The sequence below is a fragment of the Pseudomonas fragi genome (genome assembly GCF_025426255.1).
In the GTDB taxonomy this organism is placed as follows: Bacteria; Pseudomonadota; Gammaproteobacteria; order Pseudomonadales; family Pseudomonadaceae; genus Aquipseudomonas; species Aquipseudomonas kulmbachensis.
This window is the reverse complement of record NZ_CP104861.1, coordinates 2,475,519-2,493,441: the sequence shown is the minus strand read 5'-3', so window position 1 is coordinate 2,493,441 and position 17,923 is coordinate 2,475,519. Positions and strand designations below refer to the sequence as shown.

Annotated in this window: 13 protein-coding genes; 1 reads left to right on the top strand and 12 read right to left on the bottom strand. The window is 59.8% G+C overall.

Going from position 1 to position 17,923, the window contains the following annotated elements; all coding sequences use genetic code 11:
* Positions 1-26: 26 nt before the first annotated feature.
* The 5 genes from N7D90_RS11320 to N7D90_RS11300 form a co-directional block, all read right to left on the bottom strand.
* Complete coding sequence (locus tag N7D90_RS11320) at positions 27-2,279, bottom strand: ATP-dependent DNA helicase (protein WP_261742239.1); 2,253 nt, start codon at positions 2,277-2,279, stop codon at positions 27-29.
* Positions 2,276-3,925 (bottom strand): VRR-NUC domain-containing protein, encoded by a 1,650-nt coding sequence (locus N7D90_RS11315; RefSeq protein WP_261742238.1) that lies wholly within the window; start codon positions 3,923-3,925, stop codon positions 2,276-2,278. Before N7D90_RS11315 ends, N7D90_RS11320 begins: the two co-directional genes overlap by 4 nt.
* A 125-nt stretch (positions 3,926-4,050) precedes the next feature.
* Positions 4,051-5,226: a hypothetical protein gene (locus N7D90_RS11310; RefSeq protein ID WP_261742236.1), complete on the bottom strand. Its 1,176-nt coding sequence runs from the start codon at positions 5,224-5,226 to the stop codon at positions 4,051-4,053.
* 66 nt (positions 5,227-5,292) lie between these two features.
* Positions 5,293-5,517, bottom strand: coding sequence for a hypothetical protein (locus N7D90_RS11305; protein WP_261742235.1), 225 nt, complete (start codon positions 5,515-5,517; stop codon positions 5,293-5,295).
* A 338-nt stretch (positions 5,518-5,855) separates the two neighbouring features.
* The gene (locus N7D90_RS11300; RefSeq protein ID WP_261742234.1) at positions 5,856-6,878 is read right to left on the bottom strand and encodes a zinc-dependent alcohol dehydrogenase family protein; all 1,023 of its coding nucleotides are present in this window, start codon (positions 6,876-6,878) and stop codon (positions 5,856-5,858) included.
* Between the two features lie 276 nt (positions 6,879-7,154).
* Between N7D90_RS11300 and N7D90_RS11295 the strand changes: the two genes are divergently transcribed.
* Positions 7,155-8,069 (top strand): LysR family transcriptional regulator, encoded by a 915-nt coding sequence (locus N7D90_RS11295; RefSeq protein WP_257622947.1) that lies wholly within the window; start codon positions 7,155-7,157, stop codon positions 8,067-8,069.
* Positions 8,070-8,205: 136 nt separating this feature from the next.
* On the opposite strand, the gene N7D90_RS11290 is transcribed toward N7D90_RS11295, so the two are convergent.
* From N7D90_RS11290 to N7D90_RS11260, 7 genes are all read right to left on the bottom strand, one after another.
* Positions 8,206-10,482 carry a TonB-dependent receptor gene (locus N7D90_RS11290; RefSeq protein ID WP_261742233.1) on the bottom strand — a complete coding sequence of 759 codons (2,277 nt, stop codon included), beginning with the start codon at positions 10,480-10,482 and terminating at the stop codon, positions 8,206-8,208.
* A gap of 150 nt (positions 10,483-10,632) precedes the next feature.
* Positions 10,633-11,616, bottom strand: a complete 984-nt coding sequence (locus tag N7D90_RS11285) for a siderophore ABC transporter substrate-binding protein (protein ID WP_261742232.1) — start codon at positions 11,614-11,616, stop codon at positions 10,633-10,635.
* A complete protein-coding gene (locus N7D90_RS11280) occupies positions 11,613-12,395 on the bottom strand; it encodes an ABC transporter ATP-binding protein (protein ID WP_261742231.1) in 783 nt (260 codons plus the stop codon). The genes N7D90_RS11285 and N7D90_RS11280 overlap by 4 nt, the downstream gene beginning before the upstream one ends.
* Positions 12,392-13,342 (bottom strand): iron chelate uptake ABC transporter family permease subunit, encoded by a 951-nt coding sequence (locus N7D90_RS11275; protein ID WP_261742230.1) that lies wholly within the window; start codon positions 13,340-13,342, stop codon positions 12,392-12,394. The genes N7D90_RS11280 and N7D90_RS11275 overlap by 4 nt, the downstream gene beginning before the upstream one ends.
* The gene (locus tag N7D90_RS11270; protein ID WP_261742229.1) at positions 13,339-14,283 is read right to left on the bottom strand and encodes an ABC transporter permease; all 945 of its coding nucleotides are present in this window, start codon (positions 14,281-14,283) and stop codon (positions 13,339-13,341) included. Before N7D90_RS11270 ends, N7D90_RS11275 begins: the two co-directional genes overlap by 4 nt.
* Positions 14,280-16,037: an ABC transporter ATP-binding protein gene (locus tag N7D90_RS11265; RefSeq protein WP_261742228.1), complete on the bottom strand. Its 1,758-nt coding sequence runs from the start codon at positions 16,035-16,037 to the stop codon at positions 14,280-14,282. The genes N7D90_RS11270 and N7D90_RS11265 overlap by 4 nt, the downstream gene beginning before the upstream one ends.
* Complete coding sequence (locus tag N7D90_RS11260; protein ID WP_261742227.1) at positions 16,031-17,809, bottom strand: ABC transporter ATP-binding protein; 1,779 nt, start codon at positions 17,807-17,809, stop codon at positions 16,031-16,033. Before N7D90_RS11260 ends, N7D90_RS11265 begins: the two co-directional genes overlap by 7 nt.
* Positions 17,810-17,923: the final 114 nt, after the last annotated feature.

The following is a 17,923-nucleotide window of genomic DNA, read 5'->3' as shown; positions in this document are numbered from 1 at the left end:
AGAGCAGTCTGCCATACCCTGGGCCATCAGCCCAATTGCCACCAGCGCGGCAACAGTTGCTGCACCTTGGGCTCGGCAAAGCGGTCATCAATCAGGAACAGCGTGCCCTGATCACTCTGGGTGCGGATCACCCGCCCGGCGGCCTGCACTACTTTCTGCACACCGGGGTACAGGTAGGTGTAGTCATAACCGGCGCCAAACAATGCCGCCATGCGCTGTTTGATCTGCTCGTTGACCGGGTTCAGTTGGGCCAGCCCCAAGGTGGCGACAAAGGCACCGATCAAGCGTGCTCCGGGCAAGTCGATACCTTCGCCGAATGCCCCGCCCAGTACCGCAAAACCGATGCCTTGGCTCGACATCGTGAATTGATCGAGAAAACCCTGGCGCGCAGCTTCATCCATGCGCCGCGCCTGCAGCCACTGGGTAACCTGAGGATGGCGTTCGGCGAGCAGCTCGGCGACCTGTTGCAGGTAGTCGAAGCTGCTGAAAAACGCCAGATAGTTGCCCGGGCTCTGCTCGAACTGGCGAGCGATCAACTCGACAATCGGTTCCAGCGAGGCCTGGCGGTGCACAAACCGGGTCGAGATCCGGCTGACCAGATGCACACTCAGTTGCTCCGCCTGGAACGGCGACTCGACATCCATCCACACCGTGTCTGACGGCAAGCCCAACAGGTTGGCGTAATAGATTTGCGGGCTCAGGGTGGCCGAAAACAGCACATTGCTCTGCGCGCTCTTGAGTCGCGGGCCGATAAACCCGGCGGGCACCACATTGCGCAGGTTGAGCTGCGACAAGCGACGCTTGCCGTCTTCGCGCAAACTGACGTCAAACAGAAAATGCCCGTCGAACAGCTCTGCCACCCGGTTGAACTGCAGGGCTTCAAAGTAAAACCCTTGCAGATTGCCGCTCAGCCCTTGGGGGTGATCGTTGAGGTAGTCACCGATAGCGGTGATGCACGCCGACAAGGCACTCAGCCATTTGGCCGGCAATTGCGGGTGAACCTGATACAGCCCGACTTGCTCCTTGTGCAGGGCATTCCATTCGCGATTAAGGCGCTTGAAGGGTTTTTCCAGCGGCGCCGGGGCCGAATGACGCACGCTGTTGAGGGTTTGCTGGTCCAGGCTTGCGCTGTACATCTGACGCGCCCGCTCTACCAGGTTGTGGGCTTCGTCCACCAGGGTCGCGACCCGCCACTGGTTGGCCTGGGCCAGACCATAAAGCAACGCACTGAAGTCGAAGTAGTAGTTGTAATCGGCAATCACCAGGTCCGCCCAGCGCGCCATTTCCTGACTCAAGTAGTACGGGCACACCTCATGGGCCAGAGCGACGTTGCGCAAGGTCTGCTGGTCAAGGGCCGACTGGGCGACCGCCGCTTGGCGCGCAGCAGGCAAGCGATCATAAAAGCCTCTGGCCAACGGGCAGGAGTCGCCATTACAAGCGTTTTCGGGGTACTCGCAGGCCTTGTCCCGCGCTACCAGCTCCAGCACCCGTAACGGTGCAGCCAGCCCCTCGGGATAGAGCACCTGCGCGGCATCGAGCGCCAGCTTGCGCCCCGGGGTCTTGGCGGTCAGGAACAACAATTTATCAAGCTGCTGACCGGGCATGGCCTTGAGCAACGGAAACAGGGTGCCGATGGTTTTACCAATCCCGGTGGGTGCCTGGGCCATCAGGCAGCGCCCGGTGCTGGCAGTCTTGTACACCGCCTCGGCTAATGCTCGCTGCCCGGTACGAAACTGCGCATGGGGAAAGGCCAAGGCACGGGCGGCGGCATCGCGGGCCTGACGATGGGCCATTTCCTGCTCGGCCCAGGCCAGAAACAACCCGCATTGCTGCTCGAAGAACTGCTGCAAATCCGCAGCCGACCAGGTTTCCTGAAGGCGGGTTTCCTTTTCGCTGACAATATCGAAGTACACCAGCGCCAGATTGACCTGCGCCAATTGCAGGCTTTGGCACAGCAACCAGCCATAGACACGGGCCTGTGCCCAATGCAATTGGCGGTGATTGGCCGGTATCGCGGTGAAATCACCACGATAGGTTTTCACTTCTTCCAGCACATTGGCGTCGGGATCATAACCGTCTGCCCTACCGCGCACGGTCAATGCCTGGTATTGACCTTCAAGGCTCAGCTCCGCCTGATACTGCGCACTGCGCCGCGACGCTACCGTGCGGTGCCCGGCGATCCCCTGTTGCGCCGTGGGCGACGGGGTGAAACGCAAATCCAGATCACCAACCTTGGCCGTGAACTCGCACAAGGCACGCACTGCAACGCGATAGCTCACTCCTGCGGCTCCTGCCATTGCACGTAGCACACGGTCACCGGCATTTGATGCGCCTCGCAAAAGACCAGCCAGCGCAACTGGTTGTCTTGCAGGCGGTCACCCGGCCCCTTGACCTCAATCATGCGGTAGGTTTTTTGCACTGGGTCAAACTGGATCAGGTCAGGCATACCGGTTCTATTGGCCTTGATATCCAGCAGCAGGCGCCGAAACCACAGCTTCAGGTGCTCGGGCGGCAGGCACAGCAGCGCTTCTTCGAGCAGGTCTTCGCTCAAGTAGCCCCAAGCGACAAAGGACGATTGCACACCGAACTTGGCGGTATACGCCCCGCGGATGGTCGCCAGGTAACGCTCGTCATCCAATTGCGCCAGGCAATCTTCAAACAGCGCGGCACGCTGCTGATAGAAGTCGTCCTCAAGCAAGTCCGCCGGGCCACTCTGGTACGGGTGGAAAAACGCTCCCGGCAGCGGCGCAAAAATAGCGGGCCAGCACAGCAGACCGAACAACCCGTTGATCAGGGTATTTTCCACGTAATGCACTGGCGCTTCGGGGGCCTGCAAATGCGCTACAACCATTAGCTCGACGCAACTGGCGTCGTCCCGTGGCAGGCTCAAGTCAAGCCGCTCGGGAGCTTTCGGCTTGGCCACCGCAAGCGCTGGCAGCCCTAGCTTGCGCCGTAGGCGCGGGATGATCCGCAGCAGGTGCTGATCTTCGGCGTCGGTAAGTGGCGCTTGTTGGGCGGCCTCAGCCAGAGACAACGCCGGTTGGTATTGTTGCTGACGCTCAAGCACGCGAATGCTGCGCTGACGGGCTTCGGGGTGCTGGCTTTGTTGGTAGACCTGCAACACCCGGGTCAAGTCCCCTGCCCGCTCCAAATGCTGACCCAACTGAAACAGCAAGCGCCCGCGACGGCGCTGCAGCCAGCGGTTATCCGCCTGGTAGTCGAGTACCTGTTGTAATACAGCGTCTACATCGCCACTGCCTTCAAATTGCTCGCGACAGGCATAAAGGTGCAAGTAACCCTCAATATCGGCGCGACAACGCAACGCCCGGGACTCATGGCTGAAGTCGACCTTCTCGTAGGTAAACAGGCCCAGGTCTGCCAACACCAGATCTGACCAGCTCTGGCTAAGGTTGCCAAAGAACATCAGCCGCAGACGATCGCATAGCGCCCGGTGGTTGAGCGTGTAAAGCGGCTCCGCCAGGGCGGGATGCCATTGGGCCAGACTCTGACGCTGGGTGAAAGTGGCGGCAAGCTCATCGAGCCAGTCCGATTTTTTGGCCTTGGGCCGGGCAATATCTGCGCTGAACCGGGCCATGATTTCAGGCTTTTGCAGCACCTCGAACACCTCGGCCAGGGCCAGCGGTGCCTGATCGTCCAGCCACCCCAAGGCCAGCAAGGGAGCTGCCGCCTGCGGTGTATCGCCGATTTCCGGGTAATTGAGCTTGCTGGCCCTGAAGTGCTCCCCCTTGCGCATCACCATGCGTACCCACAACGCTTGCGAGGGACCGGGCAGCAAAGCAAAACCTTGGATAAACCGCTGCTCGTCGACACTTAATACGTCGTCATAACGGGCTGCAATCCAGTCGAGCACATGCTGGAAGTTTTTAAGGTAATAAAACGGGTCTTCAAGGGGATTGGAAATCACTGACAGAACAAACCACTGGCTTTGGATACTGGATATGCGTACAGATAGCAGTTTGCTCCGTGGTCTGGCAAATCCTATTGGATGAGCGGTTTGCGTCGCGGGTACCCGTCTGCGCGCTCATATGGCTAAACCTGGCCTGCTGGTGCTGCACACCAGGGCTTGTTGTTCGGATCGTGGGCCCATAGCGTGGCAATCAAAGAGTTACCTGGCCTGGAGTCGATTTTTTGCATGTGATACAGCGCCTGCAGCGATGCCAGAGACAGCCCGCTCACGGACTCCAGCCAACTCACATCAGCCTGGGATGCTGCATTGTGGTCTATCAACACCTGCCGAAACCGGTGAATGAATTGCAGCTTCTCGGGGTAGCAACTCTGCAGGAAAGGTTCAAGGCCACGCGCCTGATTCACAAAGGGCGAACATATCAAACAGCCCAGTTGCTCATCGCTGACACCGTGCAACTCACGCAAATACCGGGTTGCAGCGCCGTGCAACTTGCTTATCCTTTTGGGTGTATTAAACACCGTTCCCAAGTGCTTTATCAGCTGCCCTTTAAATCGCTCATTGCATTTGTTTTCAATCGAAGCGCGGCGCAAAAAAGCATCCACTCCGACGCTGTATTCAACTCCATGTTGATAGGCTCCCCGTAATCCGTGCACATGAGCGGCCAACAACACTACGGCGGTTTGAGGCTCTTCAATATCCAGGGTCTTTATATTCCACGGCCCCTCAATAAACATCAGCACCTGAGAGTGCAAAACATCCACTTCATGGCAGAGACAATCAAATACATTGATCACATTTATATCATTATCCGTTTCCACGGCCGAGATTTCACGGCTAGGCACCGTCGGCAGCTGCAACTGCTGTTTATAGTCGTCATCCAGTTTGCTGCACAACTTGACCGCACCTTCAAAATCTTCGCGGTGCTCGCCATAGGGCGCATGCCCGTGCTGCCTGGCTACCTGTTGGATCCACAGCACATATTGCCCAAGGTGGGCGGGAGGGCGACGGTCAATCAACGCGTCAACCTTGACCCCCCACTCGCAGGCACGCCGGTACAACTTGGCCCGCGCCAACAGATCGGCATAAAAGAATGTGGCCCTTGCATCACCCTGGGTCAGATGGCCCGACATCAGTACCTGCGTTCGGTCCATGACCGACGAGAGGCTTTCAAACGCAACCTGCTTATGCAATTGCGCAGTGCCCTGCTCATCCACCAGCAGCAGTTCCACACGGCTATCGTCATAAATAAACAACTCGCTGCATTGGGCCTGGATACGCTCCATCACATTGGCCGTCATTCGCGGCTGGCGCAATATTGCAATGCGCAATATGAATGTATGCGGCGAACGCCCCGCGATACTGAGCTAGGCGGCGCGCAAAAATGCCAATGTATAAGCACACTCCTTGCCGCCTTCATGAACAACCATCACCCGATAGCGCCCTATATGCTCCACGCCTCCTGCCGCGACCAATAAACGTTGAATCAACAACTGCAATGCAATGCGCTCGGGGCGGCTGAAAAACCCAAGAAGGCGCTGCAATACTTGCTGATAGACAAAACACATGGCTTGCTCATGAAAGTTGTTCATGGATTATTCCTCCAGATCGACTTCCGCATTATCAGCAGCCCGATTAGACGCGCCCACACTTACCTCAACTCTTTGACCCATAACAGACCTGGCGTACGTACGCACAGGAATACGCCTACAAAAATACATTCAAAAAAATACATAACGTTTTGAATTACATTTTTATGAATTCATAAAAAAACATTGATCTTCCGTTGAGGTGTATTAATTCACACATGTATTTCGTAAATACGGGGCAGCAAAAAGTCTTTCAGCGAGCACAAAAAAACACGCCCCGGAACATTATGTTCCAGGGCGTGTTTATCGCTTGAGCAACTGCGGCGGTTACCCGCCAGGCTTCAGGCCGTGGTCAGTTGCAACGCAACTCGCCCACGACACGGGCAGTCATCCATGTAGCGATGCGCTTCGACATAGGCTTCAAAAGGGAAAACCTTGATCTCCAGTGGCGTCAGCACCCGGTCAGCGGTCAACTGGTTGATATCACGCAGGGCGCGCTTCATGGCCTCTTCGTCCTGGCTAATGCCCAACTCCGGCTTGCCGGTGAAATTGCCGATGCAATGCACAAAAAACTTGATGTTCTTCTGGAAGCACGCACAACCCGGGAAGCGCGTTTGATTGCCGCCTTGCAAACCATACAGAACCAGGCTGCCACGGGGCGCCAGCACATCACCCAGCACCGACATTTGCGGACCGCCCAGGCCATCCAGCACAACGTCCACGCCTTTGTTGTCGGTGATCTTGTTGACCTGCATCAGCAGGTCTTGCTCTTCGGTGACGATCACATGATCGGCACCCAGGCTCAGCAGGCATTCGCGCTCGGCTGCATCCTTGGTCGCGGCAATCACCTTCAGGCCCAGGGCTTTGCCCAACTGTACAAACGATGGCCCGGCACAATGGCTGGCATCGGTAATCAACACTGCTTGCCCAGGCTTGACCTGTGCCAGATCGACATACGCAAAGTAGGCAATCAGCAGAGGGGTGTAATGCACGCTGGCTTCAACCGCAGACAACACATCCGGGTAGCGGGTCAGCGTGGAGCGCGGCATCAGGATCAGCTCGCCGTACGTTGGGTAATCGTTGGCACTTTGACCGGGAAAGCTGGCGACCTTGTCGCCAATCGCCAGGTCATCCACACCCGCACCGACGGCGGTAACAATACCTGCCATTTCATGGCCGATACCGGCAGGCAAACGAGCCTGGCTGGGAGCCAGGTTCTGGCGCCACAGCACGTCATACCAACTGATGCCAATAGCCTGGACACGGACCTGCACTTCGCCAGGCGCAGGCGCGGCGACTTCGTGCTCTTCGCACTTGAGCACCTCGGCCGGGCCAAACTTGTGAAAACGGATCGTGCGCGACATTACAAACCTCGCCTAATTAATCGCTAATACCACAGGACTTTATCCGGGCTTTGTGCGCAAGACTAACAGACAGCATTAATAGTCGACATGCCTGACATTGATCCGCCGACAGATTGGAAGCCAGAGTGGTCGATAAAAGCCAACGAAACCGCAGTAAACAGATGAGAAGCCAACCATCCGTCAGCAAGAAAGAAAATCTACCGAGTGACGAAAAATCAATTTTGCCAGTAAGATCCGTTACTTCACTACCTGTTGCCCCCCAGCGAAGCCTGCCTGATGAACCGTAACGACTTGCGTCGCGTCGATCTGAATTTGCTGATCGTCTTTGAAACCTTGATGCATGAGCGCAGTGTGACCCGCGCCGCCGAGAAGCTTTTTCTCGGGCAGCCGGCCATCAGCGCAGCACTGTCACGCCTGCGCAACTTGTTCGACGACCCGCTTTTCGTACGTACCGGTCGCAGCATGGAACCCACAGCCCGGGCGATCGAGATTTTCGCCCTGCTGTCGCCTGCCCTGGATTCGATTTCAACGGCAGTCAGCCGTGCTTCCGAGTTCAACCCGGCAACCAGTACCTCGGTGTTTCGGATCGGCCTGTCGGACGATGTCGAGTTCGCCCTGCTGCCCCTGCTGCTCAAGCGTTTGCGTGCTGAAGCGCCAGGTATCGTCCTGGTGGTGCGGCGGGTCAACTACATCCTGATGCCACCGCTGCTGGCCTCCGGTGAAATCTCGGTGGGAGTAAGCTACACCAGCGATCTGCCCGCCAACGCCAAACGCAAGGTATTGCGCCGCAGCAGACCCAAACTGCTGCGCGCCGACACCATGCCCGGCGCACTGAGCCTGGACGACTTCTGCGAGCGACCCCATGCCCTGGTGTCATTCGCCGGTGACCTGAGCGGGTTTATCGACACCGAACTGGAAAAAATGGGCCGCAAGCGCCACGTAGTGCTGGCCGTACCGCAGTTCAATGGCCTGAGCACCCTACTGGCGGGCACCGACATCATCGCCACTGTCCCCGACTACACCGCCGAAGCCCTCACCGCGGCTGGCGGCGTGCGCGCCGAAGATCCACCGCTGGACGTGCAAAGCTTCGAACTGCACATGGCCTGGCGCGGCGCCCAGGACAACGACCCTGGGGAACGCTGGTTGCGTTCGCGGATTCAGATGTTTTTTGGCGATCCTGAGAGTCTTTAGATTTCGTCGGGCAGACTGTTTGGCTGATCATTTCTGCCTGCCATCATTTAGCGTAGTGCCACTGAGCGGTAGATCGCGGCGAATGTCGCTCTAAGCGATCAGGCGGGAGAGCGCTCCCCCGCCTGTTGGCCCGTAGTCAGAAATCCACCGAGGCCGACAGTTGTAGCGTACGTGGCGTACCCAGGCCACCGGACAATCCGCTGCCGTCGCCACCGTTGTACGAACCGATCCAGTAAGCGCGGTTAGCTACGTTCTCGACATTGGCGCGCAAGGTCACTGGCTTGGACATGACCTTGGTGGTGTAACGGCCGCCCACATCAAACACAGTGTAGGACGGCAGTTCCATACGATGGTCGTCGGTGACGTAGCGGCTGCCAACGTAGTTGGTGTTGGCGGTCAGGGTCAGCCCCGGCACCATCTCCAGGTCGTATTCGGCGCCCAGTTTGGCGATGATCTTCGGTACGCCGGTCACTTGGTTGCCTTCGTTGGATTTGACCAACGCCTTGGTCAGCTCAGCCTGGGTATAGGACGCGCCGCCCATCAGGCGCAGGCCGGGTTGGGCTTCACCGAAGAAACTCCATTCCACGCCACGGTTACGCTGCTCGCCGTTGGTGGCGTAAATATTGGTGACGGGGTCGGTGTAGGCGCTCGGTTTTTCAATCTGGAACACGGCCAGCGTAGTGGCGAAGGTGCCCAGGTCGAACTTGGCGCCGACCTCATACTGCTTGGTCTGGTAAGGGCTGAGGATTTCCCCCGAGTTGGCGGCGCTGGTGGGTGCCGTGCCCCCTTGGGACAAACCTTCGATGTAGTTGGCATAGAGCGAAACATCGTCGGTGACCTTGACCAGCAACGCCGTCGCCGGCGACACCTTGCTGTCGCTGTAACGGGACGTCTTGACCCGAGCCGGCGTCAGGCTGGCGCTTTCCACGGTCTGGTTGCGCCAGCCAACGGTCCATTGCACGCGGCCATCGAGGAACGACAGCGTGTCGAGGAACGCAAAGCTTCTCAGCTTGGCTTCGCTGCGGGAGGTGACGGCGCCGTATTTGCCCAGAGGCGGTGTTGGGCCGAAGTCGATGTTGTCGTAGTTGGTGACCACATAGTTGGGGATCATCAAGTCCTTGTAGCTCATCTCCGATTTGTACTGGGTGGCTGCCAAGGACCAGGCGTGGCCTACCGGGCCTGTGTCGAAAGTGCCCTTGAGGCCGGCTTCACCGGATTTCTGCGTGCCCTGCCCGTCCGAGCGATAAGCCAGCACGTTGATGTCCCCTGAGTTGTTGATCAGCGTGTCACGGGTCATCAGGGCATTGCGGCCACCGTCGCGCTGGCCATAAGCGGCAAAGGCGGTGAGCGAGTCATTCAGGTCGGCCTCGCCACGGATCAACACGGTTTCGGTGTCGTTGATGGTATAGGCCCAGTCCGGCGCCAGGGAGTTGTTGCCCTTCTTCGGGCTGGGCACTTTATTGACCGTCGGTGAGATGCCGAAAATGCCGAAATAGTTGGCGCCATCCAGGCGCTCGCGCTGCTTGTAAGCGTCCAGGGACAGGCGTACGCGCTCAGTGCGCCAGTCCAGGCCCAGGGCGTTGAGTTGCATCTTTTGCTGCTGGTCGTCCACGTTGGTATCGCCATCGCGGTACACGCCGTTGTAGCGAATACCGAACTGGTTCTGCTCGCCAAAACGTCGACCCACGTCAGCGTGGGCGCCGTACAGACCGTTGGATTCGTAACTGGTGGTGATCCGCGTCAGCGGTTCGTCGGCGGCGCGTTTGGGCACCATGTTGATGCTACCGGCGACGCTGCTATCGGGCGGCATGCCGTTGAGCAGCGCAGACGGCCCCTTGAGCACTTCGATGCGTTCGGCCAGTTCGGTCGAACCGCGCAGGTTCGGCGCCATGCCGGCCAGGCCGTTGAAGGTGATGTCGTTGGCGCTGGTGTTGAAGCCCCGGATGAAGAAGGTTTCGAGGATGGCCCGCTTGGACGGCACGTTGACCGACGGGTCAGTGGCACCGATCACCGAGCCGATGTCCTTGGCCTGGTGGTTGCGCACGAATTCATCGGTGTAGCTGATGGCGTTGAACGGTGTTTCCATGAAGTCCTTGTTGCCCAGCAACCCGATACGGCCGCCCGTGGCGACCTGCCCACCCGCATACGCAGGTGGCAGGTCATCTGTGGCGAGCCGCTCGCCCTCGATGGTGGTTTCCGACAGCACCAGGCTGTTCTTTTCCGCTTCGGCCCGGACCTGGGTGGCCGGCTCCGGTTCAGGCGCCGCCGACACTGCCAGCGAGCCGCCGCTCAAACCGAGCAGCAAGGCGATCTGCACGGCGGAGTACGTGCGGTTCAAGGTAAACGGGAAAGTACGCGGTGTGGCCTGGGATAAATCAGGGTGGGCGCGAGTTGGGCGGCCGTGTTCCGACATGCTGGATTCCTTTCGATGCGAAGTATTGAAGTGCATTCACTAGATTTCCGTACCAGAACCACAAACCCTCAATCTAAATGATAAATATTCACAATAAAAAGCCGCAACCTGAATGGCAGCGGCTTTGGGTACCACGAACGCGTGTCTGGATCAGCCTTTGTAGCCTTCGACCACCTCGTCCGCCATGCGGTTAAGGCAGGTCACACTGGCCGTGCACAGGTACCAGGTCTGGGCGTCGACGAAGATCACCCGGCCGTTGTTCCATGCCTTGGTCTTGCGCAACAGTGGGTTATCCAGGCTCTTGAGGTCGAGGGCCGGGCGGTGCTCCATCACTGCCGTACGGTCGATGACGTACAGAATGTCCGGGTCGGCCTGCTGAATGAACTCATTGGAAATCGGCTGACCATGCAAGCCGGCCTCGATGTCGGTGCTGGCCGGTTTAACGCCCAGGGTATCGAACACAAAACCGTAGCGCGATTTCACGCCGTAAGAGGTGAAGGCACCGTTGTTATGCAGCACGATCAAGGCCTTCTCGGGGCGACCGGCAGTGACTTGGCGGGTCTGCTCGACCTTGGCATCCATTTCAGCGACTTTCTGGCGGGCGAGTTCCGGCTTGTCGAGGATGCGCCCCAGCAGGGTCAAATGGGCCTTGGCGGTCTCGATGAGATTGCCTTTTTTGTTGGTCAGGTCCACGTCGTCGTACACGGTTGGAGCGATCTGGCTGAGTTCCTTATAGCTTTGGGCCTGGAGCGGAGAGATCAGGATCAGGTCGGGCTTGAGCGCATGCAGGCGTTCCAGGTTGGGCTGGATGGTCGATCCCACATCCGCGACATTCGTGTCGTCACGGTAGCGAGTGAGGAAGCTGGTGACGTAGTCCTTGGCGATGCCGACCACCGGGGCACCGAGTTGATCCAGGGTGTCGAGCTCGCTCATGTCGAAGGCCACTACACGCTGGGGCAACTGAGTGACCACGGTGGTGCCCAGCGGATGCTCGATGGTGATCGGCGCATAGGCCGCCTGCGCCGCAACCGGGGCCTTGGCCTCTGGCGCCGGTTTGTCACACCCCTGCAACCCGGCCGCCACGGCCATCGTCAGCAGCAGCGCGCGCAATCTGTTCGTGTGATCAGTGCTCATGTCAGTTCCCTTGAAGGTGATGGGTTGAAGTAGTTGCAAACGAAGCCTTGTTGGCTGTGCAGAATCTCGAAATCCAAGTCGAACAGCTCGCGCAGGTTGGCCTCAGTCACTACCTGGTCGACTGGGCCGTGACGGTGGATGGCGCCGCCTTTCATCGCCACGATATGGTCGGAATAATTGGCCGCGAAGTTGATGTCATGCACCACCAGGATCACCGTGCGACCTTGCTCATCACACAAGCGGCGCAAGGCGCGCATGATTTGAACACCGTGTTTCATGTCGAGGTTATTGAGCGGCTCATCCAGCAGCAGGTAATCGGTTTGCTGGGCGATGGTCATTGCCAGGAACGCCATCTGCCGCTGCCCGCCGCTGAGCTCGTCGATGTAGCAAAGGCGCAGCGGTTGCAGTGAAAGGAACTCGATGGCCTCGTCGATCACCACCCGGTCCTGGGTGGTGAGCGCGCCTCGGCTGTAGGGGAAACGCCCGAAGGCCACCAGCTCTTCGACGGTCAGGCGCAGGTTGAAATCCGGCGACTGACGCAAGGTGGCGACGCGCTTGGCATAGTCGCGTACCGGTACGTCGGCGATGCTGCGGCCGCCCATCAGTACGTCGCCACGGGTAGGCGTCAACAGACGGGCGATCAACATCAATAAGGTGGATTTGCCCGCCCCGTTGGGGCCGATCAATGAGGTCACTTGCCCCGGTGGGAACTGCACGCTGACGTCACTCAGCACATGCTTGGCGCCATAGGTTTTGTATACGTGTTGGAGAGAGATCATGCCGTGCCTCGGGTTCGGATCATCAGCGCGAGGAAATACACACCGCACACCAGGTTGATGAGAATGCTCACCGAGGTGTTGTAGTTGAACCATTGCTCTACCAGATACTGAGCGATGATGAAAATGCCAATAGCAATCGCACAGCCTAGGGGCAAGGTGACCCGGTGCCGCGTGGTGCGGGCCAGGGCATAGGCGATGTTGGCGACGAACACGCCCATGAACGCGGTCGGCCCCACCAGGCTGGCGGATACCGCCACCAGAATGGCGATCAGTGCCAGTTGCAGGCGCACGCTGCGTGGGTAGTCGACCCCCAGGGAAATCGCTTGGTCACGTCCCAGGGCCAGGACATCGAGCACCGGCAACGTGCGCTGGGCGATCAAACACACCACCGCCACCAATACGCCCGAATAGATCACCTGCCCCGGTTGCGCTTTGTTGAAAGAGGCGTAGTTGAATCCCTGGAAAATCGAGAACTCCCCGGGGCTGATCTTCAACTGGATGAATTGGGTGAAGGTGCCCATCACCATGCTCAACACCAACCCCAGCAGCAACAGCAGGTACACGTTGTGACTGCCGTCGCGGAACAGCCAACGATGGATGAGCCACGAATAGCCGAGCATCAACAGCACCGATAACAGCACGTTGCCGTCACGCCCCAGCAGCACCAGGCTCTGGGTGCCCAGCACCAGAATCAGCAACGCCTGGAACAACAGGTAGATCGCCTCATAGCCCATCATGGCTGGCGTGAGGATGCGGTTGCCGGCGATGGTCTGGAAAATCACCGACGAATACGCAATGCACACGCCGGCAATGCCCATTGCGGCCAGGCGGGTAAGCCGCTTGGGAATGACGTAATCGAAATCCAGGCCCGAGCCCAGCAACAGGAACCCAAGGGCCAGCAACAGGACCAGCAGCCAAAGGCCATAACGGGTAGCCATGTGTCTCATGTGTACTTCCGGATCAGCAGCACCAGGAACACCACACCGCCAATGCAGCCGGCAGTCAGACCGATCGGCACTTCGAAGGGGTAGATCAGCAGGCGGCCGAGGATGTCGCAGGCCAACAGCAACGAGGCACCGCACAGGGCGACGATGGGCAGCGTGCGCTCCAGGTTTTCACCGTAGTGCAGGGCCACTAGATTGGGAATCACCAACCCGACGAAAGGAATCGCGCCCACGGTAATCACCGTGGCGGAGACGGTGACGGCCACCAACATCAAGCCCAGCGCCGCGTTGGCGGCGTAGTTCAGGCCCAGGCTGCTGGCCATACCCTCGCCCATGCCCAGTACGGTGAAACGATGGGCATACAGGTAGGTCAGCACGACAATGGGCAGAATCAGGTAGATGATCTCGTAATTGCCCTGCACGATCTTCGAGAAATCGCCGAGCATCCAACCCTGCATGCTCTGCAGGATGTTGTGGCGGTAGGCGTAGAACTCGGCAATGGCGCTCAGCACGCTGCCGTACATCAAGCCGATCACCGGCACCATCACGGTGTTCTTGAACTGGATGCGCCGGATGATCGCGACATAGATCAGGCTGGCGGCAAAGCAAAAGGCCAAGGCGAACAGCATTCTACCGGCGGCACCGGCTCCCGGAGCTACCGTCAGGGAAATCAGGATGCCCAGCTTGGCGGCATCCAACCCACCGGAAGTACCGGGCTCGACGAAGCGGTTACGCACGATCTGCTGCAGGATCACCCCGCACACGGCCAACCCGACCCCGGTGAGGATCAGAGCGGCCAGGCGTGGCAGCCGGCTGGCGGTGAAGGTCAGCCAGGCATCATCGGAAAAGCTCAGCAGCTCGACCCACGACACCTGTTTGACCCCCACCGTCAGCGACAGGCCGCACAGCACTACAAACAGGACGGCTAACGCTGCACGACTCAAGAAGCGTCCTCACCCGCGATCCGCCAGCCTTTTGCCGCCCTGCGCTGTGCGAGAAAGTGGGCATACAGCCCAGGCTTGGCGCTCAATTCGGCATGGGAACCTTGTTCGCTGAGTTGACCTTGATCAAGCACCAGGATCTGGTCGGCCATGACCACGGTCGAAAGCTGGTGCGCGATAACGATCAGCGTACGTTTGCCACGCAGCCGTGCCAGCGCTTCGGCGATGGCGGCCTGGTTCTCGGCATCGAGGGCGGCGGTGGCTTCGTCGACGAGCAGTATCGGTGCATCCTTGATCAGCGCACGGGCGATGGAGATCCGTTGGCGTTCGCCACCGGACAACCGGGTCCCGCCCTCGCCCACCGGCGTGTCCAGGCCCTGGGGCAGTCGCTCGATGATTTCCAGCACGCCGGCTTGTCGCGCCGCCTCCATCACTTCGGCGTCACTGGCCGCTGGTTTGCCGATACGGATGTTGTCGGCAATGCTGCCCTGGAACAGGTAGGCATCCTGGAAGATCTGGCTGATCTGGCCGGCCAGTTGCTCACCGGACATCTGGCGCACATCCACGCCGCCGACGATCACGCTGCCCTGGGTCACATCGAAGAAGCGTGCGATCAAGCGCACCAATGTGGTCTTGCCCGAGCCGGAAGCGCCCACCAGTGCGGTCATACTGCCCGGTTCGATGCGCAGGCTGACATCGCGCAGCACGTCGGGCTGGCCCTCGGCATAAGCGAAGCTGACGTTGCACAGCTCGACGGAGCTATCGAGAGGCGCCTCGGGTGCCTGTGGCTGTGGCAGTGGCTTGACTGCAAAAATCTCGCGCACGGCGCCCAACTGGCCACGGGCACCGCGCAGCACTTCGCTGTAGCCGGCCACTTCCAGCAGCGGGTCGATGAAGCGGCTGACCAGCAATAGCGTAATCATCACGGCGATGACCGAGCCCACTTCCAGACCGGCGCCCAGCAGGTCGCCCAGCCACAGAGTGGCAGCCACCAGCAGCGCAGCAAAACCGGCCTGCACCGCCCACGCATTGAACACCACTGACATCGCCGATACGTGGATCAGATGCTTGGCAGCCTGCTGCTGGCGACCGATGGCCTGTTCGAGGAACTGTGTACCGCCGTCCTCGCCATTGAAGGCACGCAATACCGACTGCGCCTGGGCGAACTCGACCATCCGCTGGCTGGTCAGAGCGGCGTTGTGCTGGAAGTCGTGGTCGGCTCGCTGCCCCAACCGTGCAGTCAACACGAACACGCCCAGCAGCACCGGCAGGGTCGCCAGGGCAACCAGTCCCATTTGCCAGTGCAGGCTGAACAGCGCGATAAGAATCACCACCGGCGTAACCACACCGGTCAACAGTGGCGTGAACACGTGTGCGGGCAACTGCGCCAGTTCCATCATGCCCGAGGTCGCCAGATGGCTGAGCCGCGCCGTGTTTTGCGCGCTGAACCAGCCTACGGGCAACTGCGCCACATGGTCGCCAAGGCGGTGACGGCCGCGCTGGAGCACGGCGATGCCAACGCGGATGCCGGCTTTTTCCACGCTGCGCCGCAGCGCCCAGCACGCAACCACACCAATGACCAGCGCGATCAGCCATTGCGCGGCGGCGTAGGTATCACCACCCAACAGGTGGGTGAGGATCGGCACCAGCATGACAATCGTCACCCCGCAGAGCAGGCCATAGACCAGGGCCATCGCCAGATAGCGGCGCAGGACCGAAGCGTCTTCGCCGAGCAGTTGAATAAAGGTTTTCAGCATGACGACACCGCCTGTTCCTTGGCCTGTTCATAACCGCCCAACGCCCACAGCCTGGCGTAGCGGCCTTTGCGTGCGAGCAACTCGGCGTGGGTGCCTTGCTCGCAGAGGATGCCGTTGTCGATCAGGATGATCTGGTCGGCGTGCATCACCGTGTCGAGCCGGTGAGCGATCACCATGAGGGTGCGACCCTGGGCGAATCGCGACAGCGCTTGTTGCAGCTTCACCTCATTCTCGGCATCGGCTGCCGCCGTGGCTTCATCCAGTACCAACACGGGTGGGTCGAGCAACACGGCGCGGGCGATGCTGACGCGCTGCAACTCACCGCCGGAGAGCTGTACATCTTCACCGATCACCGAGTCATAGCCCCGTGGCAGGTCCAGGATGCGTTCGTGGATGTTCGCGATACGCGCGGCGGCCTCGATTTCCTGCTGGCTGGCCGAGGGACGGCCCAGGGCGATGTTGTCGCGCAGGCTGGCGTGAATCAGGCGTACTTCCTGCAACACGAAACCGATGCGCCGGTACAACTGGGTGCTCTCGATGTGGCGCAGGTCGACACCACCCAAGGTGATACGCCCTTCGGTAGGGTCGAAAAAACGCAGCAGCAGGCGGGCCAGGGTCGACTTGCCGGAACCTGATGCGCCGACAATGGCGGTCACGGTGCCCGGCTTGAGGGTGAAGCTCAGGTCCTGGAGCACCGGGGATTCGTCGTTATAGTGGTAGCTCAGGTGTTCGACGCGAATTTCAGCGTTTGCAGGCAATTGTGCTGACGTGCTTGGCAGGGTTTCGAGCACAGGGGTTTGTAGCAGGGTCTGCACGCGTTGGGCGGCGGCGGTCGCGTTGTTCAGGTCGTGGGTGATATAGCTCAGGAGCAACAGCGGCGCGCAGATGCCCGGGGCAACCAGGGCAAACGGCAGGATGTCTACCGGGGCCAGCCAGCCCTGGCTCACCCCCAGCGTACCGAAGGCCAGCACCACGCCGAGTACCGCCACGGGCGTGATCATGGCGTGGGCGTTGGCCATTGCACTGACCAGTGGCCGGGTGAAGTCGGTAAACGCAGCAGCAAAGGCATCCACCGCACCCCGGTAGCTGCCATGGGCCTTGCCCTCGGCGCCAAATGCCTTGACCACGGGAATGCCGTTGACGAACTCGACCACGGCATTGTTGATGCGCATCATGCCGGCGCCGAATGCTTGCATGTTCGCCCCACTGGCCTTGGTGGCGCGGGTGAAAAACAGGAAAAACAGCGGGAATGGCAACAGCGAGACAATCGCCATGCGCCAGTCCATGGCAAACAGGTAAAGGATAGCGATGCTCACAGCCCCAAGCGTACGGCCGAGGGTGGTGAAAAAGTGCGCCGTCAAGCTGTGCAAGGTGCCGATGTCATCCTGCATCGCCTGCTTGACCTCACCCGAAGCACGACTGGTGAACCAACCCAGCGGCACCCTGGCCAACCGACGGGTGATGGCCTGGCGCAGGTGGCCGGTGATGTGATTGTCGGCCAGGTGGGCGACCATCTCCCCCAGCGAAATCAAGGTCATGCCGAGGAACAGGCAGGCCAGACTGACACCCACCACTTGCCAGACTGGGCCTTGCAGCTGGACCCAACTGGCTGCTTCACTCATGGCCAGTTGCGCAATGTGGGCGATGCCAGCCAGGGGCACCATGGTCAGCATGGTCCCAAGAGCGGCCAGTACCGCGGCGAGTATCAGCCGCCCACGAATAGGGCGTAATACTTGGGATACCGAACCGACGGGTGTGTCTTTAACGCTCATGAGCTCTCCTGAATAACCACTGCCGGCCACCGTGTGGCGTGCCTGGCGTCCTTTGCGTTTGAGCGTTTTGCACGGTGCATACCGTGTATTCCGAACAACGCGGCAAAACCCTCA

Coding starts and splice junctions, on each gene's coding strand:
- N7D90_RS11290 (WP_261742233.1), bottom strand. CDS start 10,482: ATGTCGGAACACGGCCGCCCAACTCGCGCCCACCCTGATTTATCCCAG.
- N7D90_RS11300 (WP_261742234.1), bottom strand. CDS start 6,878: ATGTCGCGCACGATCCGTTTTCACAAGTTTGGCCCGGCCGAGGTGCTC.
- N7D90_RS11265 (WP_261742228.1), bottom strand. CDS start 16,037: ATGCTGAAAACCTTTATTCAACTGCTCGGCGAAGACGCTTCGGTCCTG.
- N7D90_RS11280 (WP_261742231.1), bottom strand. CDS start 12,395: ATGATCTCTCTCCAACACGTATACAAAACCTATGGCGCCAAGCATGTG.
- N7D90_RS11260 (WP_261742227.1), bottom strand. CDS start 17,809: ATGAGCGTTAAAGACACACCCGTCGGTTCGGTATCCCAAGTATTACGC.
- N7D90_RS11285 (WP_261742232.1), bottom strand. CDS start 11,616: ATGAGCACTGATCACACGAACAGATTGCGCGCGCTGCTGCTGACGATG.
- N7D90_RS11275 (WP_261742230.1), bottom strand. CDS start 13,342: ATGAGACACATGGCTACCCGTTATGGCCTTTGGCTGCTGGTCCTGTTG.
- N7D90_RS11305 (WP_261742235.1), bottom strand. CDS start 5,517: ATGAACAACTTTCATGAGCAAGCCATGTGTTTTGTCTATCAGCAAGTA.
- N7D90_RS11295 (WP_257622947.1), top strand. CDS start 7,155: ATGAACCGTAACGACTTGCGTCGCGTCGATCTGAATTTGCTGATCGTC.
- N7D90_RS11310 (WP_261742236.1), bottom strand. CDS start 5,226: ATGACGGCCAATGTGATGGAGCGTATCCAGGCCCAATGCAGCGAGTTG.